The sequence below is a fragment of the Ruegeria sp. O4 genome (assembly GCF_056535125.1).
In genome coordinates this window covers 104,555-129,214 of record NZ_JBQERO010000006.1, presented here as the reverse complement: position 1 = coordinate 129,214, position 24,660 = coordinate 104,555, and the positions used below count along the sequence as shown (strand labels likewise).

The window sequence follows — 24,660 nt, the reverse complement described above, 5'->3', positions numbered from 1 at the left end:
CCAGCGCCCGATTTTCGAACGTCAGATACCGATCTGATTACTGGCAAAAACTCGTTACGATTCTGATGCCCAATCAACACAACAAATGTGGCGGAAAAGTGGCAGGGCACCTAAATCTGGACGAAGATCACAATCTTATGACGGAGATCAGGCGCCCGTAATCGACCTCGTTCGCGTGCGTTGATCGGCGATAGGAATAGAACCTGTCGGGGTCGGAATATGTGCAGTGCCGGGTCCACTCGGCCTGTCCGATTCCCGCCTGCCGCAGCCGGTGCAGCCCGAAGGCGGGCAGATCAAATTGCAGGCGGTCACTTTCACCATTGGCAAAAAAGCGGCTGTTGTCCGGTGAATCCGCCAGGAACGCGTCCAGAAACTCTGGCCCCACTTCGTAAGCGCGCTGGGAAATACTGGGTCCGATCACGGCGCAGATATTGCTGCGGTCGGCCCCCAGCGCCTCCATCGCGTCCAGCGTTGCCTCCAGAACACCGTCCAGCGCGCCGCGCCACCCGGCATGGGCGGCACCGATCACATGCGCGTCGGGATCGGCGAACAGAACCGGCTGGCAATCGGCCGTCAGGATCGTCAGGGCCAGACCGGGTGTTGCTGTGACAATGGCATCCGCTTTGGGCTTTTCACCTTCAACCGGGGCTTTGACTGTCAGAACCGTTGGCGAATGAACCTGATGCACCGCGACCATTGCCTCGGGTTCAACCTCCATCGCGTCTGCCACCCGTCGCCGGTTCAGCGCGACAATCTCGGTTTGATCCGAGGACCCCTGACCGCAGTTCAACCCGCTGAAAATTCCTGAAGACGCGCCGCCGCGACGGGTAAAGAACCCATGGCGAAATGGCGACAGCAGATCCGAGGTCAGAATTTCCAGCGTCATGGTTCCAATCCTGGTGGTGGGGCTGCATAGGCCGGGAAAAGGCCCATCACCTTGAACAGATTTCCCATTTCATCAGGATGCGTCAACCGCCGATGCGCGGCAATCAGCGCATCCAGCTCGGAACCGCTCAGTGCCTTGGACAGGGCTTGCGCGCGGGCGGTGATCCCCAGCCGTTCGAGGAAGACGCCCTGCGGTGTCAAGCGCGTATGCCTGCACCCACAGGCGCGGGTCGCAACGGCCAAAGGCTCAAAATCCACATGCGCGGTCAAATCGGCCTGACCGGGCGATGCCAGAGGATCGGAATGTTCGTGGTTTTGCAGAGCCTGCAAGGTATCGCCCAGCGAATGCCAGTCGCCATAATCCACAATCAATGCCGCGCCGCCATGGCTGGCGACCCGCCCTGCGATCACGGTCAAAACGGGAATCGCAGCAGCACACAGTTCGACCAGATCACCGTCCTTGGTGTCCGACAGCCTGTCATTCAACGCCACCTGCGGCCCGATCGCGCCCAGTCCGAACGTCAACCCGCCGTCGCGCTCACCCACCAGACGCTCGCGCCAGCCCGTACCGTCACGCTGAAACTGGCGGATGGGCAGGGCATCAAAGAACTCGTTGGCAACCAGCATCAGCGGCTGGTCGGGCAGGTCGGCGATCATGTCGATCCAGACCGCCTCGTATTCGTTCAGCGTTGCCGCCTGCACCTGTTTCAATACAGGCGATGCTTCGACCAGAACTACCTGCGCCGCCTCGTGAAAACCGGGTACAGACCGTGTGGCGCGCAGAATATCGGCCATCAGGGTACCGCGCCCCGGCCCCAGCTCACACAGGGTAAACGGTGCGGGCCGTCCCTGATCCATCCAGCTTTGCGCCAGAGACAGCCCGACCAGCTCTCCGAACATCTGACTGATTTCCGGCGCTGTGGTGAAATCCCCCGCAGCCCCCAGCGGATCACGGGTCGTGTAATAGCCCAGCGCCGGATGCAGCAGGCACTCAGCCATGTAATCCGCCACGCTCATGGGTCCATCCTGCCGGATGCGGGCGACCAGATGATCGGTCAGGCTCATACTGCCTGCCGCCGCGCGCGCTGGGCAAACCACAATCCAAGCGCGATCATCGGCAGCGACAGGAACTGCCCCATGGTCAGCCCGTACCCGCCCACATGCCAGGCCAGCCCCAGCGGATTGCCGGGCGATACGAATTGTGCGTCCGGCTGGCGAAAGAACTCGACGATAAAGCGCGACGCGCCGTAGCCCGCAAGAAACGTCCCCATGACAAGGCCCGGTGTGCGAAAACCGCCGCGCCGATAGACCAGCCACAGCAATACCGCCCCAAGCAACACCCCCTCCAGCGCGGCCTCATACAGCTGCGACGGGTGCCGGGCGCACATGCCTGCGACCACGCCGGGGCAATCCTGCGCAGCATATCCAGGAAAGATGACAGCCCAGGGCAGCTCGCTCGGGCGGCCCCACAGCTCGGCGTTGACGAAATTGGCCAGCCGCCCTAGCAGCAATCCGGGCGGAACGGTGTAGGCAACCAGATCCCCCAGCGACAGGGCAGGGATCCGGTGCCGTCGTGCAAACAGGTACGACGCAAGGATTACGCCCAGCAGGCCGCCATGAAACGCCATGCCGCCTTGCCAGACCTTCACGATCTCCAGCGGGTGCGACAGGTAATAACCCGGTTGATAAAACAGCACAAAGCCCAGCCGCCCTCCCAGAATCACGCCCAGAATGATCCAGGTAACCAGATCCTCCAGCTGTTCGGGCTTCATCGGCGGGCCATCCGCAGGCCAGAGCGCCGGGCGGCGCAACGCCACAACAGCCAGCCGCCACGCGATCAGGATGCCCGCGATATAGGCCAGCGCATACCACCTTAACGCGAACTCCATCCCGAACAGCGGGATCGAGAACAGTTCGGGCGACAGATCGGGGAAATTCAGAACAGCCTGCATGTGCGTCTCATTGCCCGGGGTTTGCAGGTCAAGTCAACCTTGAGCCCGCGCCATTCTTTGCCCATATACAGGTAAACCGCGAGATCGGAGAACAGATATGCAGACCCGCAACAAAATCCTGGATGACGTGTCCCAGCTGATGACCAACGCCATGGGCGTGGCGCAGGGCGCGCGGGAAGAGGCTGAAAACGCGATGAAGTCGATGATCGACCGCTGGCTGGCCGACCGCGATTTCGTCACCCGTGAAGAATTTGACGCCGTGCGCGCCATGGCTCAGAAGGCGCGCGAAGAAAACGCGGCACTCGAAGCCCGCATTGCCGCGCTCGAGGCGAAACTGGACAAATAACGCCCCGGCGTTCCCTGTTTTCACAATTTTCGGACAAAGCATTCCGCCGCGCAATCCAGCCCGGATTGTGCGGTGCTGTGTATTCTGACGTGTCGCAGAATTTATTCAAGACAAAGCTGACTCTGTCGCCAATATTTTGATCGCCGTTGCCTTCTGTCCACAACTTATTGCTGTTATCCCCAATAATTAGGGTTGCCAGAACTTACGCCACATCGCACCATATTTAGTACAGGCCTATGGGGGAAGCCCGGTTTGTAGAGCAGGCAACTAGCGCTGGGGCGCTGCCAGCCCCGAAATGCTAGAGATTAGTGAGGTGGCATTATGGCCCTTTCCGAGCAGTATCTCGAAGAAGACATTCATCCGATCGACATTGTTGAGCATCTGGCCGAACACCACGACTGGGATTTTGATCGCATTGGGGACGATCAGATTGCCATGGCCGTTGAAGGGCAGTGGCGGACCTATTCGATCACATTGGCCTGGTCCAACTATGACGAAACGCTGCGCATGGTGTGCAGCTTCGAAATGGAACCACCGGCCGAGCGTGAAATGCAGCTCTATGAGCTGCTCAACAAGATGAACGACCAGTGCTGGGCAGGCGCGTTTACCTATTGGGCAAACCAGAAGCTGATGGTCTATCGCTATGGTCTGGTCCTTGCAGGCGGGCAAACGGCCAGCGCTGACCAGATCGACACGATGATCAATGCCGCCGTCATGAGCGCCGAGCGGTACTACCCCGCGATCCAATTGGTGACCTGGGGCAACAGAGGGCCAGAAGAAGCCATGCAAGTGGCCATTGCAGAGGCCTACGGCCGCGCGTAAACCTTTGCCCCGAACCGATATGTAAAGCGGGAGGGGCAAATGGACATGACGCGAGTGGCCGAACAGGGGCTTGTGCTTCTGGGGTGCGGAAAGATGGGGTCCGCAATGCTGGCGGGATGGCTGGAACACGGCCTTCCGCCAGCTTCCGTTTGGGTCATCGATCCCTACCCGTCAGATTGGCTGAAGGCGCAGGGCGTCAATATCAACGCACCGTTGCCCGAATCCCCCGCCGTGGTGCTGGTTGCGGTCAAACCGCAGATGATGGGCGAAGCCCTGCCTGCCCTTCAGGCGCTGGGCGGTGGGTCCAGCCTGTTCATTTCCGTTGCGGCTGGTACCTCGATTGCCACCTTCGAATCCGTTCTGGGCCAAGACACCCCGATCATTCGCGCAATGCCCAACACACCCGCCGCTATCCGTCAGGGCATCACGGCACTGATCGGCAACGCACACGCCTCCGAGACCGATATGGAACAGGCCGAAAACCTGCTGGCGGCAGTGGGCCAGACCGTTCGCCTAGAGGATGAGGCACAGATGGACGCCGTCACCGGGCTCAGCGGGTCCGGCCCGGCCTATGTGTTCCATCTGATCGAAACCCTGGCCGCAGCGGGCGAGGCGCATGGCCTGCCTGCCGAGCTTGCGATGAAACTGGCCAAGTCCACTGTGGCCGGTGCCGGGGCACTGGCCATGGCGTCCGACGAAGACCCCGCGCAGCTGCGCATCAACGTGACCTCTCCGAACGGTACCACACAGGCCGCGCTTGAGGTGCTGATGCATCAGGAAACCGGCTTTCCTGACCTGCTGCACCGTGCCGTCAAGGCCGCAACCGACCGATCCAAGGAGCTCTCGCGTGAGTGAAATTTCGTTCGACGACTTTCTCAAGGTCGATATTCGCGTGGGCGAGGTGATCCGCGCCGAGCCCTATCCCGAGGCCCGCAAACCCGCGATCAAGATGTGGATCGACTTTGGTGACGAGATCGGCGAGCGCAAGACCTCGGCCCAGATCACCGCGCATTACGATCCGGCCACTCTGGTTGGCAAACAGGTCATGGCTGTCGTCAACTTCCCTCCGCGCCAGATCGGCAAGTTCATGTCCGAAGTTCTGGTGCTGGGTCTTCCCGATGACAGCGGCGAGATCGTTCTGATCGGCCCCGACGGCAAGGTTCCTACAGGCGGGCGGATGCACTGATGAAACTGCTGATCACGCGCCCGATGACCCCGGCAGTCGAATCGCGCGCCCGCGCCGATTTCGATGTGACCATCCGGGAAAACACCCTGCCCATGTCACGGCAGGAGATGCTGGCCGCTCTGGCCGATTACGACGTGGTCGTCCCGACGCTGGGTGATCAGTTTTCGTCGCAGATTTTTGCAGAAGCCGGTCCACCGCGCTGCAAGCTGCTGGCCAATTTCGGTGTTGGCTTCAACCATATCGACGTGGATGCGGCACGCGCGGCCGGGATTGACGTAACCAATACCCCCGGCGCCGTCACCGATGCCACGGCTGATATCGCCATGACCCTGCTGCTGACCACAGCCCGGCGCGCCGGTGAGGGTGAGCGGCTGGTGCGGTCGGGTCAGTGGCAGGGCTGGCACCCGACGCAGATGCTGGGCCATCACGTGACCGGCAAGCGCGTGGGCATCGTCGGCATGGGCCGCATCGGGCAGGCCATCGCGCGCCGCTGTCATTTCGGGTTTGCCATGCAGGTGGCCTATCAATCCCGCAATCCAAAAGATCTGGATTTCCCGGCAGAATTCACACCTGACCTTGAAACACTCGCCGCTTCGGTCGATTTCCTTGTGCTTGCGGTTCCCGGTGGTGCGGAAACCCGCCACCTGATCAATGCGCAGGTTCTTGAGGCGATGAACCCCTCGGCTATTCTGGTCAACATCGCCCGTGGCGAGGTGGTGGACGAGGTCGCGCTGATCACGGCGCTGCAAACCGGTCAGATCGCGGGGGCGGGGCTGGACGTCTACGAATTCGAACCCAAAGTGCCGCAAGCCCTGTGCGATATGGAAAACGTCACCCTGCTGCCCCATCTGGGCACCGCCACCGAAGAGGTGCGCAGCAGCATGGGACACATGGCGCTGGATAACGTGGCGGCCTTTGTCGCGGGCAGGGCGCTGCCCAACCCGGTCTAGTCGCCCACCGCTTCACGCCAGTGTTTGCGGCAGAGCGAGACATAGGTCTCGTTCCCGCCGATCTGCACCTGCGCCCCTTCAGTGATGGCCTTGCCGGTCTCGTCGCGACGAATCACCATCGTGGCCTTGCGGCCGCATTCACAGATCGTGCGCACTTCGCGCATTTCGTCGGCAAGGGCCAGCAGGGTGGCGGAACCGGGGAACAGCTTGCCCTGAAAATCCACGCGCAGACCATAGGCCAGCACCGGCACATCCAGATCGTCCACCGCACGGGCCAGTTGCCAGACCTGCGCCTCGGACAGGAACTGTGCCTCGTCGATGAAAACGCAGGCCACCATACCCTTGTCCAGCCGGGACCGGATCATGGCGAAGACATCATCTTCGGGTGTGAACGTGTCAGCCTGCTCCGATATGCCGATGCGCGATGCAATCCGCCCCGCACCCGCCCGCCCGTCAAGGGCGGCGGTCATCAGATAGGTCTGCATCCCGCGCTCGCGATAGTTGTGCGACGCCTGTAGCAACACGGTCGACTTGCCCGCGTTCATGGTGGAATAGTTGAAATACAGCTTTGCCATGGCGTGGGTCTAAAACGCCCGGCCAAAAGGAACAAGAGAGCAAAGGGATGTAAGAAGCGACGTCGCCATTGCGTGTGCAGAGGCCGAGCTGGGCTCGTAGGGGATGGAACCCCCGCGTCTGCAACAGCGACGCCGTCGGCCAACATGTGGCCAAAACAAAGCAAGGCCCAACAATACCGCCCCGCAATCACTCTTTACCGGCTTGAACTGCCGCCACTCACTCACAAAATCCCCCGCTTATCTGAGGGATAGTCAATGTATGACATTTCAATTATGACTCAGGTATGGGAAATTTCCCGACGCTTTCCCCGGTTTGGACACCGGGCGGGCGTTTGCAGGTAATAAAGGTAAATCAATGGCAGATATCGGGGCCTATCTGAAGAAACACACAGAAGCGCTGGTCAAAGATGTCGGAATAGAAGCTGCTTGTGAAATCACCGGAAAATCCAAGGCGACCCTGGGCCGGTATTATTCGGACAATGCCGAACACGCGGACAGGTTCATGCCCGTGGATGCGGTGGCTCGGCTTGAAAACGCAGCAACTTATCCGCATGTGACATCCGCGCTGGCGGATCTGAAAAACATCACCTTGTCCTACAGCGAACGCAACACCGAGGATCCTCGCACAGGCGGGGTGAATTCGGATGTCATCGCGCTCAGCCAGCGGTTTGCAATGTTGATGACTGAATATCAGTCCGCTATCGAAGATGGCATCATCACGGTGAACGAAGCCAAAAGGCTGCTGAAAGAAACCAGTTTGCTTCAGCAGGTCCTGATTGAAATGAAACTGCACCTGGAAGAAGAAAGCGTCAGCTAGGCTTGGTGGCGGCCAGCTATCGGCCAAAAACCGCCTGCCCGGATCGCAGCAGATGTCGTGCGCTTTGTGGCATGATCACCGACCGGACTCTGCGCCTCAATTCAGTCACGTCTTTCAGATAAGCTGTGGCACAGGCAAGATCGTCAAGGGCAGGAAACCATGCAGAAAATGCAGGGAAATTACAGCATTCTCGCAGACCGTATGGTTTGGCGGTCGTTCCTGTTTGTCTATGCGCTCTTTCTGGCCACGGTGCTGTTTGGCGCTTATCAGGAAGGCCCCGATGATGCGATGCGCTGGGTCATGGTACAGGACCTGCTGGTGGGACAGGGTTGGTTTGACGCCTATCAGCATCGGCTGGGGCCCGGTGACGGCACGCTGATGCACTGGTCCCGGCTTGTCGATGCACCGATTGCCGGGCTCTACGCGTTGTCCGCGATGGTCGTGCCGCCCGACACCGCCTTGCAAGTGACCGCGTTTGTGTGGCCGGTGCTGCTGGCGGGGCTGACCCTGTGGGCCTTTGCTGTCACCGGCGCAGCGTTGGGCGGGCGAAATGGCGCGATTTCGGCACTGGTGGTCGGTGCGCTGACGCTCGAACATTATCGGAAGTTCGACTATTTCTCGTTTGACCACCACAATGTTCAGATTCTGCTGTTTGCAGCGGCCCTCATGTTCTTTGTCCTGCGCAAGGCCAAACCCTCTGCTGCGGGATGGCTGGGTGTCTGTCTGGCCCTTTCGGTGTCAATCGGAACCGAATCGATCGTGCAGGTCGCGATTATCGCGGTGTTCTTCACGATTGACTGGATCGTGACCGGCACAGCCGCCCGCCGCCGCACCATGGTGTTTGGAACCGGGCTGGCGCTGACCCTGTTGCTGGCCAGCGTTGCAACAACGGGGCGTCAGGGCTTTCTGTTCCCAAGCTGCGATGCCCTGACGATCAGTGTGGCCCTGCCGGCCGGGATCGCGGCCCTGTGCCTGTGTGCAGCAGCCTGGGTCGGGTCGGGCTGGTCCTATTGGGGGCGCATCGGCGCGTGTCTTGCGACAGGCGCTGTAACACTTGGCTGCGCTTACGCATTTGCACCGCATTGCCTTGAAAACCCGATTGCGGACCTGCCTCAGGACATGCGCGACTTCTGGCTCAGCCAGGTTGCCGAAGCACAGAATATAACCGTCGTGCTGGAACGACATCGGGGCGAGGCTGCGGCCCTGATCGCCATGTCCGTCATCACGGCGGTTGCAGCGTTGTTCTTTGTCCGACAGTCACAAGACAAAATGGACTATCTTCTGTTTCTGGCGCTGATTGTGACCGGGTTTTCCATGTTTCTGTACCAGTCCCGGATGATGACGTTTCTGGGCGTGTCCCTTGTGGCTGTTCAGGCTCAGATGCTGCGCGCCCTTTACATCAGTTACAGAACCCATGGTCGCACGCTTTCCGGCCTGGCTATGGTAGGCTTTGTTGTCTGCGTCTCGCCAAAGATCGGCATCAGCGTGGAAAAACAGCTGGGACGATTTGCGCGCCCCTCCCTTGCGGCACCCGTCGCCGAGGTCGCGCCGGATTCGCAAAACGACGGCGCCGCCTGCAAGGCGCCCGAGGCCTACGCGGCCCTGAAAAACCTGCCAGCCGGAATGGTTCTGGTCGATTTCGATTATGCGGCAGAGGTGCTGCGCTATACCGATCATTCGGTTCTGGCGGGCAATTATCACCGCAACCGGGCCGGAATTCAGGCGCAGATTGCGGTTTTGCGTATGGATGCGTCCCAGGCCGGTCCGCGTCTTGCCGCGCTGGGTGTAAGCTATGTGCTGTTTTGCGCCGCTGCGCCCCGTGCCGAATTCTGGGACTGGGCGTCTCAGGGGCGCGGGCTGCAATCCCAACTGGCAAAGGGTGAAACCCCCGCCTATCTCAGTCGGATTGATGGTGGGGAAGGGGCCGCGTTTCAGGTTTTTCAGTTGGCTGCCGATTTCTAGGCCGTCAGCGCGTTGCGGAATGCCGATCAGGCGTGACGCTTCACGATCACCGATCCAACCGAATACCCGGCCCCAAAAGAACAGATCAGCCCCAGATCACCCTCTTGCAGATCGTCCGAGTATTTCGAAAACGCAATGATCGACCCTGCGGATGAGGTGTTCGCATAATCCTGAAGGATATTGGGTTGCTCGCCCGCCTCGGGTTCGCGGCCCAGAACCTTCTTGCCGATGAAGTCGTTCATTGTCTTGTTGGCCTGATGCAGCCACAGGCGTTTGAGGTCGGTATTGCTGACCCCTTCGGCCTCCATATGGTCGCTGATATGCTTGCTGACCATCGGCAACACTTCCTTGAACACCTTCCGGCCGTTCTGCATGAACTGCATGTCGCGGCGGTCAATCACACCATCGGGGCGCGACCGGCGCAGGAACCCGTTGTTGTTGCGGATATTGTTGGAAAAGGCGGTGGCACAGCGGGTCGACAGGATTTCGAAATGCGGGCCTTTTGCGTCTTCGATCCGCTCGATCAGCGTTGCCGTTGCCACATCACCAAAGATAAAGTGACAATCCCGGTCGCGCCATTCCAGATGGCCCGAGCAGATTTCAGGGTTCACCACCAACGCCGCGCGCACCGAACCGGACCGCACCATATCCGCCGCCGCCTGAATGCCGAACGTGGCCGAAGAACAGGCGACATTCATGTCAAAGCCAAACCCGTCGATGCCCATTTCCTGCTGAATCTCGATTGCAATCGCCGGATAGGCGCGCTCGTGGTTCGAGGCCGCGCAGATCACCAGATCGACATCCGCCGCCGTGCGCCCCGCCTGCGCCAGCGCCTTCTTGCAGGCATCCACTGCCATCTCGGTCATGATCCCGGGCTCGTCATCGCTGCGCTGGCGCAGCGTCGGGTGCATCACGTCCGGGTTCAGCACCCCGGTCTTGTCCATCACGTACCGGTTATGAATGCCCGATGCCTTGACGATGAACTCTTCCGAGGAATGCTGCATCGCCTCCATCTGCCCGGCTGCGATGGCCTCGGCATTCTTCGCGTTCTGCTTGTCGGCATAGGCGTTGAACGCTTCAACAAGCTCGGCGTTGGTGATGACGTTTTCCGGGGTGAAGACACCGGTACCGGTGATGGCGGGGGTATACATGGCGGGTCCTGAATGTTTCGGATTCGCCCAAAATGCAGTCATGGCGTGATTTGATCAAGATATGTTGACCTAAGGGAATTCGTTCCTGGGCGCAGTTTCATATCTTGAATAGTTCAGAAATTGAAGTATATCGCCCCGTAACCCGCGCGGAGACCCCCCAATGCCCGACGATATCAGCGCCAGACTGGGCCGCCTCAGCCCCGAGATTCAGGCGATCATGGGCGTCTATGCCCTGTACTGGAAACTGGAAGAGACCTTCGACTGTATCGAAACAGACCTGAGCCACCCGGAATGCCACATGCTGATCAAACTGGATCAGCCCAAGCGCATGGGCGTTCTGGCCGCTGATATGTTAAGCGTCCCGTCAACGATCACCGCCACAGCCGATGCCCTTGAAAAAGCGGGCTACCTGACGCGGCGGCGTGACCCCGAAGACCGCCGCGCCTGGTTGCTGGTGCTGACAGAGCAGGGCGAAGAGGCCCGCAACATGCTGGTCGCCGCCGCCGGGGACCTGTTTCACAGGGCCTCGGGCCTAAACGAACAAGAAACTGCCGAATTCGCGCGACTGGCGCGCAAAATCCGCGACAACGTATTGAAAACGGGAATTCCCGAGGGATTGAAGAAATGAAACTCCTGACCTCTCTGGGCCTTGCACTGGCCATTCTGGCAACCCCGATTGCCGCTCAAGATACCCCGAAACCGGTGAAACTCATGCAGGTGCGCGAAACCGCGCCGGGTTTCACGCGGCAGTTCTTTGGCCGCGTCGCCGCGCGCCAGACCGTTGATCTTGCCTTTCAGGTTGCTGGCCAGATTGTCGAGATGCCCATCAACGAAGGCTTCATGATTCCCAAGGATGGTCTGATTGCCCGCCTGGATCAGGAACCGTTCGAGCTGCGCCTTGATCGGGCGCGGCTGCAAAAGGAACAGGCCGACCGCACCGTCGCTCGCCTGTCGCGCCTGCGCGGTACAACCGCCAGCCAGGTGGCCGTGGACGACGCCGAGACCGAGGCGCAGCTGGCCGCAATCGCCCTGCGCGACGCGGAATATGAACTGGAACACGCCACGCTGACCGCGCCGTTTGACGCGCTGGTCTCCAGCCGCTCGGTCGAGGCGTTTACGACCGTCTCGGCGGGCACCCCCATCGTCCGCATTCACGACATGTCGGAACTTCGCATCGTGGTCGATGTGCCCGAGATCCTGTTTCAACGCTCTGGCCAGAATGACGACTTCTTCATCACCGCGAAATTCCCGGTCAGTGACGAAGTCTTCCCGCTGGAAATCCGTGAATTCGACGCGGAAACCTCCAGCGTCGGTCAAACTTTCCGCATCCAGTTTGGCCTGACCCCGCCAAAGGGGCTGCAAATCTTTCCCGGTTCTTCCGTTACCGTCAACGTTCAGGTGCAGGACAACCGCACAGGCATCGTCGTCCCGGCGACCGCCGTAGTCGCTGACGCAAACGGCGCGCTGAACGTCGTGGTGTTTTCCCCGGTCGGGGCGGATGAGGGCACCGTGCGCCGCGTCCCAGTGACCATCGAGCCCACGCAAACCGGCGAAGTCCGGGTGCTGACGGGCCTGTCAGATGGGGATGAGGTCGTTGTGGCCGGGGGCGCTGTGCTGACGGATGGTCAGACGGTGCGCCGGTTCGCCGGTTTCGCGAACTGAGGGGCTGACAGATGAACATCGCCCGCGCCTCAATCGACCGGCCGCTTTACACATGGCTGGTCATTCTCATTGCTCTCATTGGGGGCATCTGGGGGTTCACATCGCTTGGCCGTCTGGAAGACCCGGCCTTTACAATCAAGAACGCGGTTGTCATCACGCAATACCCGGGCGCCACCGCCGAACAGGTGGCGCTGGAAGTATCGGAACCGCTGGAATCCGCCATACAGCAGATGGGCGAGGTGGATGTCATCACCTCGGTCAATCAACCCGGACGGTCCCTGATCGAGGTCGAGATCAAGTCGACATATGACGGCACCGAACTGCCTGCCATCTGGACCCGGCTCAGGGCCAAGGTGCGCGACGCCGCGCGCGGCCTGCCTTCGGGCGTCGGCCAGCCGTTTGTGAATGACGGGTTCGGCGATGTTTTCGGCCTGTTCTATGCGGTGACCGCCCAAGGGTTCTCGGACGCTGAAAAACACGAACTGGCAACGTTCCTGCGGCGGGAACTGCTCACCGTGGACGGCGTCGCCGATGTCGAGGTTCAGGGCCTGCCGGACGAGGCGATCTTTGTCGAACCCGATCTGGCTATTTCGGTGAACCAGAATGTCCCGCTGCAAGCAATCAACCAGGCCATCGCCAATGCGGATTCGGTCAATTCCTCAGGGTCCTTACGCTCTGATAATGACCGGACCACCATCCTGACGGCTGAAGGGTCAGACAGCGTGTCGGCCATTGCGGGCCTGTCTGTTGGTTCACAAGGGCAGGTGATCAACCTCTTTGACATGTCCGATGTCTATCGTGCCCGTCAGAACGACCCCGACATCATTATCCGCTACAACGGGACCGAGGCCTTCACCTTGGGTATCGCGGGTCTGGCCACGGAAAACATTGTCGAGGTTGGTAAACGTGCTGATGCAAAGTTCGCGGAATTGAACACAAGCATTCCCTTCGGTGTCGAAATCCTGCCGATCTATCAGCAACATGTGGTGGTCGAACAGGCCTCGAACGACTTTCTCGTGAACCTTGCCATGTCGGTGGCCATCGTGGTCGCCGTCCTGGGCATCTTCATGGGCTGGCGCGCGGCCATTGTTGTCGGCTCGACCCTGCTGCTGACCGTTGTCGGCACGCTTCTGTTCATGTCGCTCTTCTCAATCGAGATGGAGCGAATCTCATTGGGTGCCCTGATCATCGCCATGGGGATGCTGGTGGACAACGCCATCGTTGTGGCCGAAGGAATGCAGATATCCATGCTGCGCGGCCAGTCCTCGCGCGATGCGGCCGAGGATGTGGCGTCAAAAACCCAGATCCCGCTGCTGGGTGCGACCGTGATCGGCATCATGGCCTTTGCGGGCATTGGCCTCAGCCCGGATGCAACCGGAGAATTCCTGTTCTCTCTGTTCGCCGTGATCGGCATTTCACTGTTGCTCAGCTGGGTTTTGGCGATCACCGTCACGCCGCTGTTGGGGCATTACTTCTTCAAACAGGGCAAAGCAGGCGAGATCGACGCTTACGGCGGCCTCCTGTTCCGCACCTATGGTGCGATCCTGCGCTTTGCGCTGCGCTTCCGATGGCTGGTTGTTGCTGGTCTCGTCGGCGTAACCGTGGTGTGCTATGCCGGGTTTGGGCTGATGAAACAGCAGTTCTTCCCCAACTCCAACACGCCTTTGTTCTTCGTGCACTACAAACTGCCGCAGGGCACACCGATTGCACGAACCGCCGAAGACATGGCGGTGTTCGAAGAGTGGTTGGCAGCACGCGACGACGTCGTCTCGGTCACGACCTTTGTCGGCCAGGGGGCTACCCGTTTTATGCTGACCTATTCAGCCGAAAAGCCGAATCCCAGCTATGGGCACATGGTCATCCGCACAGCAAGCCTGGACGACATCCCGGCGCTGCAAGCGGACCTTGAGGCGTTTGGGTCCGTCCAGTTCCCCGAAGGTGAGTTCGGCACCAAGCGTCTGGTCTTTGGCCCCGGCGGTGGTGATCCGATTCAGGCCCGCTTCTCGGGCAGCGATCCGGTCGTGCTGCGCCAGCTTGCTGATGAGGCGGTGCAGCGCATGGCAGCCGCATCCCCGAACGCGCTGTTGGTTCATCACGACTGGCGCGAACAGGAACTGGCTCTGCAACCGATCTATGCCACCGAACGGGCGCAGACAGCCGGTGTCACACGCGAAGACATCGCCGCCACCCTGCAATTCTCGACCGACGGCATTACGGGTGGTGTGTTCCGCGAGCGCGACCGCCTGATCCCGATCATCCTGCGCCGACCCGCGGACGAAGATTACTCGATCGTTGATCAGGTCGTGTACTCGGACCAGTCGGAAAAGTTTGTACCAATTGAACAAATGGTGGATGGATTCGAGTACAAAACGCTCAATACGCTGGTTCACCGTCGTGATCGGGTTCTGACCATCACCGTCGGCGCGGACATCCCGCCCGACCTGACTGCGGCGCAGGTCCACGCCGAAGTTCGGGACGCCATCGAGGCCATCGAATTGCCGCCCGGCTACAAGATGGAATGGGGTGGAGAGTTCGAAAACTCGCGCAAAGCGCAGGCAAGCCTGGGCAGACAATTGCCGCTGAGCCTGCTGATCATGGTGTTGATTTCGGTCCTGTTGTTCAACGCGATCCGTCAGCCGATCATCATCTGGCTGCTGGTGCCGATGTCCGTGAACGGCGTGGTGATCGGCCTGCTGGGAACAGGACTGCCCTTCACCTTTACGGCACTTCTGGGCCTGCTCAGCCTGTCGGGTATGCTGATCAAGAACGGCATTGTTCTGGTTGAGGAAATCGATCTGGTCCGCGCCACAGGAAAGCCCCTGCGCGATGCAATCATCGAAGCATCCGTGTCGCGTTTGCGGCCCGTCATGCTGGCGGCTGTCACGACCATTCTGGGCATGGCGCCACTGCTGACGGATGCGTTCTTCGTCTCGATGGCAGTAACGATCATGGGCGGTCTGGCATTTGCCACCGTGCTGACAATGGTCGCGGCACCGGTGTTTTACCTGCTGTTCTTCGCCCGTGACGAACGAAAGAAAACGATGGAGGCGCCTGCGTAAGGCATTGAAAATAAATAAAAGCCCCAGAGTTTCCCTTGGGGCTTTTTCATTTGGTTTTGGGATCTTTACCCCTGTAGCGATTTCACCTCGACGTCGCCCTCAGCTTGTGCCTTGATCGCCAGTGCTGCGGCATTGGCCCCTGCAGCGGTGGTGAAATACGGGATCTTGTCATACAGCGCGATCGAGCGGATGGCCTTGCTGTCCTCAACCGCCTGCGCACCTTCGGTGGTGTTCATCACCAGCTGCACCTGACCGTCTTTCAGCATGTCCACAACATCCGGGCGGCCTTCGTACACCTTGTTCACCACGTCACAGGCAACACCCTGTTCGTCCAGCCAGCTTTGGGTGCCGCGCGTGGCCACAAGCGTGAAGCCCTGATCAACCAGAACCTGTGCCGCTTCCAGCATGGCTTTGCCCTTGTCGGCATCCTTGATCGAAATGAACGCACGGCCAGAGGACGGCAGCACCATGCCCGCGCCCATCTGCGCCTTGAGGAACGCGCGTGGGAAGTCACGGTCCCAGCCCATCACCTCGCCTGTCGAGCGCATTTCCGGGCCAAGGATGGTGTCGACGCCGGGGAAACGGGCGAAGGGCATGACGGCCTCTTTCACCGAGAACCAGGGCATATCCGGATCGGCCAGCGTCATCTGGTCCGCGATCTTGGTGTCCTTGCCTTCCTGATAGGGCGGGCGCATCGGGAAATCGGCCAACTTCTCGCCCGCCATGATGCGCGCCGCAATCGACGCAATCGCACTGTCGGTGGCCTTGGCAACAAACGGTACGGTGCGCGACGCGCGCGGGTTCACTTCGATCAGATAGATCTCATCATCCTTGATCGCGAATTGCACATTCATCAGGCCAACAACATTCAGAGCCTTGGCCAGCTTGAACGCCTGATCCTTGATCTGCCCGATGATCTCTTTCGACAGTGAATAGGGCGGCAGCGAACAGGCGGAATCGCCCGAGTGGACGCCCGCCTCTTCGATATGCTGCATGATGCCCGCGACGTGGACATCGGTGCCGTCACACAGGGCGTCTACGTCCAGTTCGACCGCGCCCGCCAGATAGCTGTCCAGAAGTACGGGGCTGTCGCCCGAGACCACAACGGCCTCGTTGATATAGCGTCGCAGCTGATCCATATCGCGCACGATTTCCATCGCACGACCGCCCAGAACGTAAGAGGGGCGAATGACCAGCGGGAAACCGATCTCTTCGGCAATCTCCAGCGCCTTTTCATCGGTCGAGGCAATACCGTTTCTGGGCTGTTTCAGGCCCAGTTCATTGACCAGCGCCTGGAACCGTTCACGGTCTTCGGCCAGGTCAATTGCGTCCGGTGTGGTACCCAGAATCGGAATACCCTCGGCCTCAAGCGCGTTGGCCAGCTTCAACGGAGTTTGCCCACCGAACTGAACGATCACGCCGTGCAGCGTGCCGTTTTCCTGTTCCTTCGTCAGGATTTCCATGACGTGTTCAAAGGTCAGCGGCTCAAAATACAGACGGTCCGAGGTGTCGTAGTCGGTCGAAACCGTCTCGGGGTTGCAATTGACCATGATGGTCTCGTACCCGGCCTCGGTCAGCGCATAGCAGGCGTGGCAGCAGCAATAATCGAACTCGATCCCCTGACCGATCCGGTTCGGACCACCACCAAGAATAACGACCTTCTTGCGGTCGCTTGGGCGTGCCTCGCATTCGACATCGCCCATCATAGGGGCTTCGTAGGTCGAGTACATATAGGGGGTTTGCGCTTCGAACTCAGCAGCGCAGGTATCGATGCGTTTGAAGACCGCGGTAACGCCCAGATTGTGGCGGGCGCGGCGCACGTTATCTTCGCTGCGGCCTGACAGATTGCCCAGACGCGCATCGGTAAAGCCCAGCATCTTGAGCTTGCGGATGCCTTCTTCGGTCACTGGCAGACCGTCCTTGCGCACGGTGCGTTCTGCTTCGATGATCTCGCGAATGCGGGCCAGGAACCAGGGGTCAAACTTGGTGACGCCAAAGATTTCATCGTCGGCCAGGCCATGACGCATGGCTTGTGCGATAGTGCGCAGACGGTCGGGGGTCTGCTTGCTGATCGCCTTGATGACATGCGCCTTGTCATCGCTGCTTTCGACCTCATCCCACAGGCCGATGCTCAACCCCGGAATTTCGATCTCATCAAACCCGGTCAGGCCGGATTCCATCGATGCCAGCGCCTTCTGCATGGATTCGTGGATGGTGCGCCCGATGGACATCGCCTCACCCACTGACTTCATTGCAGTGGTCAGGTAGGGTTCAGAGCCGGGGAATTTTTCAAACGCGAATTTCGGGATCTTGGTGACGACATAGTCGATGGTAGGTTCGAACGACGCAGGCGTGACCTTGGTGATGTCATTGTCCAGCTCGTCCAGCGTGTAGCCGACGGCCAGTTTCGCGGCGATCTTGGCAATAGGGAAACCCGTCGCCTTGGAGGCCAGCGCCGATGAACGCGACACGCGCGGGTTCATTTCGATCACAACCATGCGGCCATCATCGGGGTTGATTGCCCATTGCACGTTCGAGCCACCGGTTTCCACCCCGATCTCGCGCAGGACGGCAATCGAGCCGTTGCGCATGATCTGGTATTCCTTGTCGGTCAGCGTCAGGGCAGGGGCCACGGTGATCGAGTCACCCGTGTGCACGCCCATCGGGTCGACGTTTTCGATGGAACAGACGATGATGGCGTTGTCGGCAGTGTCGCGCACCACTTCCATCTCGTATTCTTTCCAGCCCAGCAGGCTTTCATCGACGAGGATCTGGTTGACAGGCGAGGCATCCATGCCCGAGCGGCAGAAATGGATATAATCCTCGCGGTTATAGGCCACGCCGCCGCCTGTGCCGCCCAAGGTAAAGGCCGGGCGGATGATGGCGGGCAGGCCGATTTCCTCCAACTCGTCCAGAGCGATCTGCACACCTGCTTCCAGATCGGCAGAGCCGTCGGCCTTCTTGGGGGCGGTCACGATGGTGGCTTTGGGGTTTTCCAACCCCAGCCGATCCATCGCCTCGCGGAACAATTTGCGATCCTCGGCCATCTCGATGGCGTCGCGTTTGGCACCGATCATCTCGACACCGAACTTGTCCAACACCCCCATCTCTTCCAGCGCGAGCGAGGTGTTCAGACCGGTTTGCCCGCCCATTGTGGGCAGCAGGGCGTCAGGGCGTTCCTTTTCGATGATCTTGGCGACGACCTCGGGCGTGATCGGCTCGATATAGGTGGCATCGGCAAGTCCGGGGTCAGTCATGATTGTCGCCGGGTTCGAGTTGACCAGAATAACCCGGTAACCTTCTTCGCGCAGGGCCTTGCAGGCTTGAGCGCCGGAATAGTCGAACTCGCAGGCCTGACCGATAACAATGGGACCCGCCCCGATGATCATGATCGACTTGATGTCGGTTCTCTTCGGCATGGTCTGGCCCCTTCGATTTTGCACGAGTCGCGGGCGCCGCCCAAGCGCCCAAATTGTCGTGCGTTATAGGGACCACGCAGAAAGGTTCAAGGGGTATCGGAAACAGAAGCGAAATTGCCGCTTTCCCCCCTTTCCCCTGCCAGAGTATTCTCTATATCGCCCTTCACGGCAAAAGAGGATGCAGTTGCGTATTCGTTTTGATCAGGGACCAGCCGGTCGCGGAACCCGGTTTCAGCGCCCGTCTCGGATTATCCGCGCGGATACGGCGGAGGACGTGCCCCAGGCTCTGGCGGCGCTGGATGAGGCGCGCGCGCGCGGCGCCTGGCTGGCTGGCTATGCCAGTTATGAACTGGGATATGTGCTTGAACCCCGGCTGATCAAACTTTTGCCGGAATCGCGTCGGCTGCCCTTGCTGTGCTTTGGAGTTTACGGCGCGCCGGATCGGGTTTCTTTACCGACGCCCGCAGGCGAGGTGCGCGCGTTTCAGCCGCGCTGGGACGAGGCGCGCTATGGCGAAGCCTTTCAAGTGGTGCATGATGCCATCGGTGCCGGTGACATCTATCAGGCGAACCTGACCTTTCCGATTGACCTGACCGTCTCGGGCAGCAGTGAAACCCTTTATGCGGCACTGGCAGCGGGGCAGCCCGTTGGGCATGGTGCGCTGGTGCAGCAGGTCGGGTTGCCGGATTTGCTCAGCCGCTCGCCAGAGTTGTTCTTCCGCACAGACGCGGATGGAAAGATCGAGACTCGACCGATGAAGGGCACCCAGCCGCGCAGCGAAGACCCGGATGAGGATATGCGGCGCCGGGCGTTTCTGACCACGGACGAAAAGAACCGGGCGGAAAACCTGATGATCGTCGATCTTCTGCGCAACGATATCAGCCGTGTCGCGTTGCCCGGTTCCGTTCATGTCCCTGAACTGTTCAAGGTGGAAACCTATGCGACAGTGCATCAGATGGTTTCACTTGTCCGTGCCCAGTTGCTCAAATGCGCAGGGCTCAGCGATATACTGACGGCTCTGTTTCCCTGCGGCTCGATCACGGGCGCCCCCAAAATTCGCGCCATGGAAATTCTGGCCGGGCTGGAACCCTGGCCGCGCGACATCTATTGTGGCACCATCGGCTGGGCCGCGCCTGATGGCCGGTCCGAGTTCAACGTGGCCATCCGTACGCTGATGCTGGAAGACGATCAGGCCACCCTGAACGTGGGCGGGGGCCTTGTCTGGGACAGCACCGCCCCGGCAGAATATGAGGAGGCGCTATGGAAAGCCCGCTTCGCCCGCCAGCTGAGCCTCATTTCCGCCTGATCGAAACACTGGCGTTTCGGCCAGGTCAGGGCTTTGTCCGAAAAGACCGTCACCTTGCGCGCATGGCCCGAACCGCTGCGGCCTTTGGCCTTCCCTTCAACCCGGATTCAGCGACCGCCGCGCTGGATGGCGCGTTGGGCGACACCCCCTTGCGGTGCCGCCTTACACTGGACGCATCGGGCGCATTCGAATTGACCACCGGGGTTCTGGCCAGCAACCCTCCGGTCTGGCGCATCGCCCTGTCTGATCAGCGACTGGCTTCCAATGATCTTTGGCTGCGTCACAAGACAAGCCGCCGCGCCCTTTATGACAATACTCGCGCCGCGCTGACGGATGGCATAGACGAGGTGTTATTCCTGAATGAGCTTGATGAGCTGTGTGAGGGCACCATCAGCAACCTTTTCGTCGAAAAACAGGACGGTCGTATTCTGACACCTGCGCTCTCCAGCGGTCTGTTGCCTGGCATATTGCGCGAAGAATTACTGGATAAAGGAACGGTGTCTGAGGCCGTGCTGACCTTGAGCGACCTGAAAAATGCACAAACTGCCTACATGGGCAATTCATTGCGCGGGCTGATCCGGGTGGAGCTGATAGACACGTGACCAAAGACAGCGCGATGGTCGGACCGCCGGTTGCATTGCCGCGGTTAAGAGTTGAGTTCGGCCTGTTCTATGTTGTCCTGCCGCTGATCATCGCGGTTTTGTTTCCACCGAACTGGATGTTTCCGGCTCTGTTTGCCCTGACCGGGCTGGGGATCATGCTGCTGCATTGGACACCGGGCTTTCAATGGGCCGAGCTGCGCTATGATTGGGCCAACTGGTCGCTTCGCGAAGTTGTGCTGTTTACCGCTTTCATGTCCGTGTTTTGCGTTGGGCTGATTCAGGTGACACGCCCCGACGCCGCGTTTTTTCTGCTAGTACACCGCCCTGAGATGCTGGCGTTTATCTGGATCGGTTATCCTGTTTTGTCTGCACTGCCACAGGAACTTCTGTTCCGCCCACTGTTCTTCCGTCGCTATCACGCGATCCTGCCAGAAGGGCGCGCGGCTTATGTGCTGAATGCTGCCATCTTCTCGTTCGCGCATCTGATGTATTGGAGTTGGATTGTCGTCCTCATGACATTTGCGGGCGGGCTGCTGTTTGCATGGGCCTACAGGCAGCGCGGCTCGTTCTTCTATGCGGTGCTGCTGCACGCGATTGCGGGCAATATCATCTTTGCGGTCGGGCTGGGTGTCTATTTCTACTCAGGCAACGTGCAAAGGCCGTTTTGACAGGGCGACCCGCCTTGACTTTCCGGGCCTGACAGGGTGTATCGGCGCGACGAATTCTGCGCCCGAAGGGATATGATCCATGCACGCCTATCGCAGCCACACCTGCGCCGCACTGACCGCCGCTAATGTCGGTGAAACCGTTCGCCTGTCCGGTTGGGTGCATCGGGTCCGAGATCATGGGGGCGTCCTGTTCATCGACCTGCGCGACCATTTCGGCGTAACCCAGATCCTGTGTGACGGCGACAGCGCCGCTTTTGCTGCGCTTGAAAAGGTGCGTTCCGAATGGTGCATCCGCATCGACGGAACCGTCAAGGCGCGTGCCGCCGAACTGGTGAACCCGAAACTGCCCACCGGTGAGATCGAGGTTTACGTGCGCGAACTGGAAGTTCTGGGGGCCGCCGAGGAACTGCCGCTAATGGTGTTCGGCGATCAGGAATACCCCGAGGAAACCCGCCTGCGCTATCGTTACCTCGACCTGCGACGCGAGGCGATGCAGCGCAACATGACCTTGCGCTCGGACGTGGTGGCCTCCATGCGCAAGCGTATGTGGGATCAGGGGTTCCGCGAGTACCAGACGCCGATCATCACCGCGTCCTCACCCGAAGGCGCGCGTGACTTCCTTGTGCCGTCGCGCCTGCATCCGGGTAAGTTCTACGCGTTGCCGCAAGCCCCGCAGCAGTTCAAGCAGCTGATTATGGTGTCGGGTTTCGACAAGTATTTCCAGATTGCGCCCTGCTTCCGCGACGAAGACCCGCGCGCCGACCGCTCACCCACCGATTTCTACCAGCTTGACCTCGAGATGTCCTTTGTCGAGCAGCAGGACGTGTTCGACACGATCCAGCCCGTTCTGACCGGTGTGTTCGAAGAGTTCGGTGGCGTTCGCAAGGTCGATCAGGACTGGCCGCAGATTTCATACAAGGATTCGGCTCTGTGGTACGGCACGGACAAGCCCGACCTGCGGAACCCAATTAAGATGCAGGTGGTTTCCGACCACTTCCGCGGGTCTGGTTTTGCGATTTTTGCAAAGCTGCTCGAACAGGAAGGCACCGAAATTCGCGCTATCCCCGCGCCAACCGGTGGCAGCCGCAAGTTCTGTGACCGCATGAACGCCTTTGCCCAGAAAGAGGGTCTGCCCGGTATGGGCTACATCTTCTGGCGCGATCAGGGCGAAGGGATGGAAGCCGCAGGCCCGCTGGCCAAGAACATCGGCCCCGAGCGGACCGAGGCCATCCGTCAGCAATTGGGTCTGGGTGTCGGCGATGCGGCGTTTTTCCTGGGCGGCAAGCCGAAAGCCTTTGAAAAGGTTGCAGGCAAGGCGCGCGATGTGATCGGCGACGAGCTTGGGCTGACCGAGAAAGACCGCTTTGCCTTTGCCTGGATCGTTGATTTCCCGATCTACGAGCAAGACGAAGAAACCGGCGCGATCGACTTTGAGCACAACCCGTTCTCGATGCCGCAGGGCGGCATGGAAGCGCTACAGGGCAATCCGCTGGATGTGCGCGGGTATCAGTATGACCTCGCGTGCAATGGATATGAGCTGGTGTCGGGTGCGATCCGGAACCACAAGCCGGAAATCATGCTGAAGGCCTTTGAACTGGCAGGCTATGGCGAGGATGAAGTGAAATCCCGCTTTGGCGCTCTGTTCAACGCCTTCCACTACGGTGCGCCGCCGCACGGTGGCTGCGCCGCTGGGATCGACCGGATCGTGATGCTGTTGGCGGATGAGGCCAATATCCGCGAGGTCATGATGTTCCCTATGAACCAGCGGGCCGAAGATCTGATGATGGACGCACCTTCAGACCCGACCTCGGATCAGCTGATGGAACTGGGCTTGCGCCTCATCCCGCAGGACTGAACGAGAGCCGCCCGCATTCAGCGGGCGGTTTCATTTTGGTGCCGGTGCGTATTCGCGGGTCAGTCCAGTGGGTTGTTCAAATCGCCTCGGTTGACACGAATTGAGCGTGCAGTCTGCCGTGTTTGGCGATAGGCCCAGATGCACAGAAGCGTTGCAGTGATGAAATAAGCTGCAATCACGTCAAATCGCCTTTCTTTGTTCCAAACGGTTCTGCACCATGCCGGCGACCTGCGCTGCCTGCGCCGTGATCGGTGCGCCGTTCGCCCGTGACAGCGCCAGCTTTCGGGCGGCTTCTGCCAACGGTCTGTCATCGGCTTCCCGTGCGACCCCTTGCAGAAACTGGGCGGCGTAATCCCATGTGCGATGATCGTTGGGCCCGGTAAGGACATCGGCGATATGCGCCATGTCGTCCTGATAAGCCATCGGGTCGGGTCGGATGACTTCGTCGCGAACCGAGTGGAGCCCGCTTGGGCGTCGATCTTCGGGCAGGCGCTCCAGAATGGACTTCTGAAAATAAGACAATGATTTTATCGGCTTGGACAGAAATCCATCCGCTCCGGCTGCGTACGCCAGACCTTCGGTAGCGTCATCGCCCGACAGGCCCATGATCACGCTGATCCGTGGTGAAGCTTCGGCCAGTTCGGCGATCAGGTCAGCTCCGGACCCGTCGGGCAGGCCCATATCGACCAGAATGACCGAGGGGCGATAGATCTGCAGGTGTCGCCGTGCCGATTTCAGGCAGTCAGCGCGTCGGATGCGTGCGCCGCTGTGCAGGCACATCAGGCGGATCGCGTCGCAGGCATATCGGCTGTCTTCAACAACCAGAATTGTCTGTCCCAGCAAGGGCCGCGTTGCGGTGGGCGTGGCGGCGGTGGTGGCAATGAGGCCCGAATCGTCCATGGCAGCTCTCCTATCCAGCAGATGCTTCACGCTAGGAACTTCTGGCTAACACGACGTTAACGCGCGATTTGGCGCACTTGTCCTTTTGCAGAGCAGCCCCCATAACCCACGCAACGCAGGACATCAGGAGTGAGACATGATTGGGCGTCTGAACCACGTTGCCATCGCCGTACCCGACCTTGAGACGGCATCCGAACAGTACCGCAATGCGCTGGGCGCTAAGGTTGGCGCGCCGCAGGACGAACCGGATCATGGCGTCACGGTTGTGTTCATCGAACTGCCCAACACCAAGATCGAACTTTTGTACCCGCTGGGCGACGACAGCCCTATCAACGGGTTTCTGGAAAAGAACCCGGCAGGCGGTATTCATCACGTATGCTATGAGGTCGAAGACATCATCGCCGCCCGTGATCATTTGAAAGCGACCGGTGCCCGTGTTCTGGGGTCGGGGGAGCCCAAGATCGGCGCGCATGGCAAGCCGGTGCTGTTCCTGCATCCCAAGGACTTCAACGGCTGCCTTGTCGAGCTGGAACAGGTATGATC

General features: G+C 60.0%; 22 protein-coding genes. 15 read left to right on the top strand and 7 right to left on the bottom strand.

Features of this window, described 5'->3' with window-relative positions:
* Positions 1-127: 127 nt before the first annotated feature.
* The 3 genes from pgeF to lgt are packed head-to-tail and all read right to left on the bottom strand — an operon-like array spanning position 128 to position 2,837.
* Positions 128-886, bottom strand: coding sequence for a peptidoglycan editing factor PgeF (gene pgeF, locus ACR0J7_RS09850; protein WP_480553930.1), 759 nt, complete (start codon positions 884-886; stop codon positions 128-130).
* A complete protein-coding gene (locus tag ACR0J7_RS09845) occupies positions 883-1,950 on the bottom strand; it encodes a class I SAM-dependent methyltransferase (RefSeq protein ID WP_480914075.1) in 1,068 nt (355 codons plus the stop codon). The genes pgeF and ACR0J7_RS09845 overlap by 4 nt, the downstream gene beginning before the upstream one ends.
* Complete coding sequence (gene lgt, locus ACR0J7_RS09840) at positions 1,947-2,837, bottom strand: prolipoprotein diacylglyceryl transferase (protein ID WP_480546136.1); 891 nt, start codon at positions 2,835-2,837, stop codon at positions 1,947-1,949. The genes ACR0J7_RS09845 and lgt overlap by 4 nt, the downstream gene beginning before the upstream one ends.
* Before the next feature lie 97 nt (positions 2,838-2,934).
* Here lgt and ACR0J7_RS09835 point away from each other — a divergent pair, with 97 nt between their 5' ends.
* The 5 genes from ACR0J7_RS09835 to ACR0J7_RS09815 all read left to right on the top strand — a co-directional run bounded on the left by ACR0J7_RS09835 (position 2,935) and on the right by ACR0J7_RS09815 (position 6,141).
* Positions 2,935-3,183 (top strand): accessory factor UbiK family protein, encoded by a 249-nt coding sequence (locus ACR0J7_RS09835; RefSeq protein ID WP_050604795.1) that lies wholly within the window; start codon positions 2,935-2,937, stop codon positions 3,181-3,183.
* 321 nt (positions 3,184-3,504) lie between these two features.
* Positions 3,505-4,005, top strand: a complete 501-nt coding sequence (locus tag ACR0J7_RS09830) for a type III secretion system chaperone family protein (RefSeq protein ID WP_209598027.1) — start codon at positions 3,505-3,507, stop codon at positions 4,003-4,005.
* 39 nt (positions 4,006-4,044) lie between these two features.
* Entirely contained in the window at positions 4,045-4,860 is an 816-nt protein-coding gene (gene proC, locus ACR0J7_RS09825; RefSeq protein WP_480910634.1) for a pyrroline-5-carboxylate reductase, read from the top strand.
* The gene (locus tag ACR0J7_RS09820; protein ID WP_267362951.1) at positions 4,853-5,191 is read left to right on the top strand and encodes a tRNA-binding protein; all 339 of its coding nucleotides are present in this window, start codon (positions 4,853-4,855) and stop codon (positions 5,189-5,191) included. Before proC ends, ACR0J7_RS09820 begins: the two co-directional genes overlap by 8 nt.
* A complete protein-coding gene (locus tag ACR0J7_RS09815; protein ID WP_480914072.1) occupies positions 5,191-6,141 on the top strand; it encodes a 2-hydroxyacid dehydrogenase in 951 nt (316 codons plus the stop codon). The genes ACR0J7_RS09820 and ACR0J7_RS09815 overlap by 1 nt, the downstream gene beginning before the upstream one ends.
* Here ACR0J7_RS09815 and ACR0J7_RS09810 read toward each other — a convergent pair.
* The gene (locus ACR0J7_RS09810; protein ID WP_480914069.1) at positions 6,138-6,716 is read right to left on the bottom strand and encodes a thymidine kinase; all 579 of its coding nucleotides are present in this window, start codon (positions 6,714-6,716) and stop codon (positions 6,138-6,140) included. The two genes, ACR0J7_RS09815 and ACR0J7_RS09810, sit on opposite strands and share 4 nt — an antisense overlap.
* A 355-nt stretch (positions 6,717-7,071) precedes the next feature.
* Between ACR0J7_RS09810 and ACR0J7_RS09805 the strand changes: the two genes are divergently transcribed.
* Both ACR0J7_RS09805 and ACR0J7_RS09800 read left to right on the top strand, forming a co-directional pair.
* The gene (locus tag ACR0J7_RS09805; protein WP_480475505.1) at positions 7,072-7,533 is read left to right on the top strand and encodes a hypothetical protein; all 462 of its coding nucleotides are present in this window, start codon (positions 7,072-7,074) and stop codon (positions 7,531-7,533) included.
* A gap of 159 nt (positions 7,534-7,692) precedes the next feature.
* Positions 7,693-9,495 (top strand): hypothetical protein, encoded by a 1,803-nt coding sequence (locus tag ACR0J7_RS09800; protein ID WP_480914067.1) that lies wholly within the window; start codon positions 7,693-7,695, stop codon positions 9,493-9,495.
* A gap of 26 nt (positions 9,496-9,521) precedes the next feature.
* Here the strand turns inward: ACR0J7_RS09800 and ACR0J7_RS09795 are convergent, their stop codons facing one another.
* Entirely contained in the window at positions 9,522-10,646 is a 1,125-nt protein-coding gene (locus tag ACR0J7_RS09795) for a beta-ketoacyl-ACP synthase III (protein WP_480914064.1), read from the bottom strand.
* A gap of 160 nt (positions 10,647-10,806) precedes the next feature.
* Here ACR0J7_RS09795 and ACR0J7_RS09790 point away from each other — a divergent pair, with 160 nt between their 5' ends.
* Genes ACR0J7_RS09790 through ACR0J7_RS09780 form a run of 3 tightly spaced genes read left to right on the top strand, consistent with a single transcriptional unit; the run spans position 10,807 to position 15,367 of the window.
* On the top strand, positions 10,807-11,274 hold the full coding sequence (locus tag ACR0J7_RS09790) for a MarR family winged helix-turn-helix transcriptional regulator (RefSeq protein ID WP_480487592.1): 468 nt from the start codon (positions 10,807-10,809) through the stop codon (positions 11,272-11,274).
* Positions 11,271-12,308, top strand: a complete 1,038-nt coding sequence (locus tag ACR0J7_RS09785) for an efflux RND transporter periplasmic adaptor subunit (RefSeq protein WP_480493636.1) — start codon at positions 11,271-11,273, stop codon at positions 12,306-12,308. The genes ACR0J7_RS09790 and ACR0J7_RS09785 overlap by 4 nt, the downstream gene beginning before the upstream one ends.
* An 11-nt stretch (positions 12,309-12,319) precedes the next feature.
* Positions 12,320-15,367 carry an efflux RND transporter permease subunit gene (locus tag ACR0J7_RS09780; RefSeq protein ID WP_480914062.1) on the top strand — a complete coding sequence of 1,016 codons (3,048 nt, stop codon included), beginning with the start codon at positions 12,320-12,322 and terminating at the stop codon, positions 15,365-15,367.
* Between the two features lie 65 nt (positions 15,368-15,432).
* Here ACR0J7_RS09780 and carB read toward each other — a convergent pair whose 3' ends face one another.
* Positions 15,433-18,786 carry a carbamoyl-phosphate synthase large subunit gene (carB, locus tag ACR0J7_RS09775; protein WP_480914059.1) on the bottom strand — a complete coding sequence of 1,118 codons (3,354 nt, stop codon included), beginning with the start codon at positions 18,784-18,786 and terminating at the stop codon, positions 15,433-15,435.
* Between the two features lie 178 nt (positions 18,787-18,964).
* Between carB and ACR0J7_RS09770 the strand changes: the two genes are divergently transcribed.
* From ACR0J7_RS09770 to aspS, 4 genes are all read left to right on the top strand, one after another.
* Positions 18,965-20,092 (top strand): aminodeoxychorismate synthase component I, encoded by a 1,128-nt coding sequence (locus ACR0J7_RS09770; protein WP_480565363.1) that lies wholly within the window; start codon positions 18,965-18,967, stop codon positions 20,090-20,092.
* Positions 20,047-20,694: an aminotransferase class IV family protein gene (locus ACR0J7_RS09765; RefSeq protein WP_480914056.1), complete on the top strand. Its 648-nt coding sequence runs from the start codon at positions 20,047-20,049 to the stop codon at positions 20,692-20,694. Before ACR0J7_RS09770 ends, ACR0J7_RS09765 begins: the two co-directional genes overlap by 46 nt.
* Positions 20,691-21,362, top strand: a complete 672-nt coding sequence (locus tag ACR0J7_RS09760) for a CPBP family intramembrane glutamic endopeptidase (protein ID WP_480565369.1) — start codon at positions 20,691-20,693, stop codon at positions 21,360-21,362. The genes ACR0J7_RS09765 and ACR0J7_RS09760 overlap by 4 nt, the downstream gene beginning before the upstream one ends.
* Positions 21,363-21,441: 79 nt before the next feature.
* Positions 21,442-23,217, top strand: coding sequence for an aspartate--tRNA ligase (gene aspS, locus ACR0J7_RS09755; protein ID WP_480914053.1), 1,776 nt, complete (start codon positions 21,442-21,444; stop codon positions 23,215-23,217).
* A 180-nt stretch (positions 23,218-23,397) separates the two neighbouring features.
* Here aspS and ACR0J7_RS09750 read toward each other — a convergent pair whose 3' ends face one another.
* Positions 23,398-24,117 carry a response regulator gene (locus ACR0J7_RS09750; protein ID WP_267364252.1) on the bottom strand — a complete coding sequence of 240 codons (720 nt, stop codon included), beginning with the start codon at positions 24,115-24,117 and terminating at the stop codon, positions 23,398-23,400.
* A gap of 136 nt (positions 24,118-24,253) precedes the next feature.
* Between ACR0J7_RS09750 and mce the strand changes: the two genes are divergently transcribed.
* A complete protein-coding gene (gene mce / locus ACR0J7_RS09745) occupies positions 24,254-24,658 on the top strand; it encodes a methylmalonyl-CoA epimerase (RefSeq protein ID WP_267364251.1) in 405 nt (134 codons plus the stop codon).
* Positions 24,659-24,660 lie beyond the last annotated feature (2 nt).

What these genes read in the sequence shown, in the direction of transcription:
- pgeF (WP_480553930.1), bottom strand. Translation starts at nt 886, where the DNA reads ATGACGCTGGAAATTCTGACCTCGGATCTGCTGTCGCCATTTCGCCAT.
- ACR0J7_RS09845 (WP_480914075.1), bottom strand. Translation starts at nt 1,950, where the DNA reads ATGAGCCTGACCGATCATCTGGTCGCCCGCATCCGGCAGGATGGACCC.
- lgt (WP_480546136.1), bottom strand. Translation starts at nt 2,837, where the DNA reads ATGCAGGCTGTTCTGAATTTCCCCGATCTGTCGCCCGAACTGTTCTCG.
- ACR0J7_RS09835 (WP_050604795.1), top strand. Translation starts at nt 2,935, where the DNA reads ATGCAGACCCGCAACAAAATCCTGGATGACGTGTCCCAGCTGATGACC.
- ACR0J7_RS09830 (WP_209598027.1), top strand. Translation starts at nt 3,505, where the DNA reads ATGGCCCTTTCCGAGCAGTATCTCGAAGAAGACATTCATCCGATCGAC.
- proC (WP_480910634.1), top strand. Translation starts at nt 4,045, where the DNA reads ATGGACATGACGCGAGTGGCCGAACAGGGGCTTGTGCTTCTGGGGTGC.
- ACR0J7_RS09815 (WP_480914072.1), top strand. Translation starts at nt 5,191, where the DNA reads ATGAAACTGCTGATCACGCGCCCGATGACCCCGGCAGTCGAATCGCGC.
- ACR0J7_RS09810 (WP_480914069.1), bottom strand. Translation starts at nt 6,716, where the DNA reads ATGGCAAAGCTGTATTTCAACTATTCCACCATGAACGCGGGCAAGTCG.
- ACR0J7_RS09805 (WP_480475505.1), top strand. Translation starts at nt 7,072, where the DNA reads ATGGCAGATATCGGGGCCTATCTGAAGAAACACACAGAAGCGCTGGTC.
- ACR0J7_RS09800 (WP_480914067.1), top strand. Translation starts at nt 7,693, where the DNA reads ATGCAGAAAATGCAGGGAAATTACAGCATTCTCGCAGACCGTATGGTT.
- ACR0J7_RS09795 (WP_480914064.1), bottom strand. Translation starts at nt 10,646, where the DNA reads ATGTATACCCCCGCCATCACCGGTACCGGTGTCTTCACCCCGGAAAAC.
- ACR0J7_RS09790 (WP_480487592.1), top strand. Translation starts at nt 10,807, where the DNA reads ATGCCCGACGATATCAGCGCCAGACTGGGCCGCCTCAGCCCCGAGATT.
- ACR0J7_RS09785 (WP_480493636.1), top strand. Translation starts at nt 11,271, where the DNA reads ATGAAACTCCTGACCTCTCTGGGCCTTGCACTGGCCATTCTGGCAACC.
- ACR0J7_RS09780 (WP_480914062.1), top strand. Translation starts at nt 12,320, where the DNA reads ATGAACATCGCCCGCGCCTCAATCGACCGGCCGCTTTACACATGGCTG.
- carB (WP_480914059.1), bottom strand. Translation starts at nt 18,786, where the DNA reads ATGCCGAAGAGAACCGACATCAAGTCGATCATGATCATCGGGGCGGGT.
- ACR0J7_RS09770 (WP_480565363.1), top strand. Translation starts at nt 18,965, where the DNA reads ATGCAGTTGCGTATTCGTTTTGATCAGGGACCAGCCGGTCGCGGAACC.
- ACR0J7_RS09765 (WP_480914056.1), top strand. Translation starts at nt 20,047, where the DNA reads ATGGAAAGCCCGCTTCGCCCGCCAGCTGAGCCTCATTTCCGCCTGATC.
- aspS (WP_480914053.1), top strand. Translation starts at nt 21,442, where the DNA reads ATGCACGCCTATCGCAGCCACACCTGCGCCGCACTGACCGCCGCTAAT.
- ACR0J7_RS09750 (WP_267364252.1), bottom strand. Translation starts at nt 24,117, where the DNA reads ATGGACGATTCGGGCCTCATTGCCACCACCGCCGCCACGCCCACCGCA.
- mce (WP_267364251.1), top strand. Translation starts at nt 24,254, where the DNA reads ATGATTGGGCGTCTGAACCACGTTGCCATCGCCGTACCCGACCTTGAG.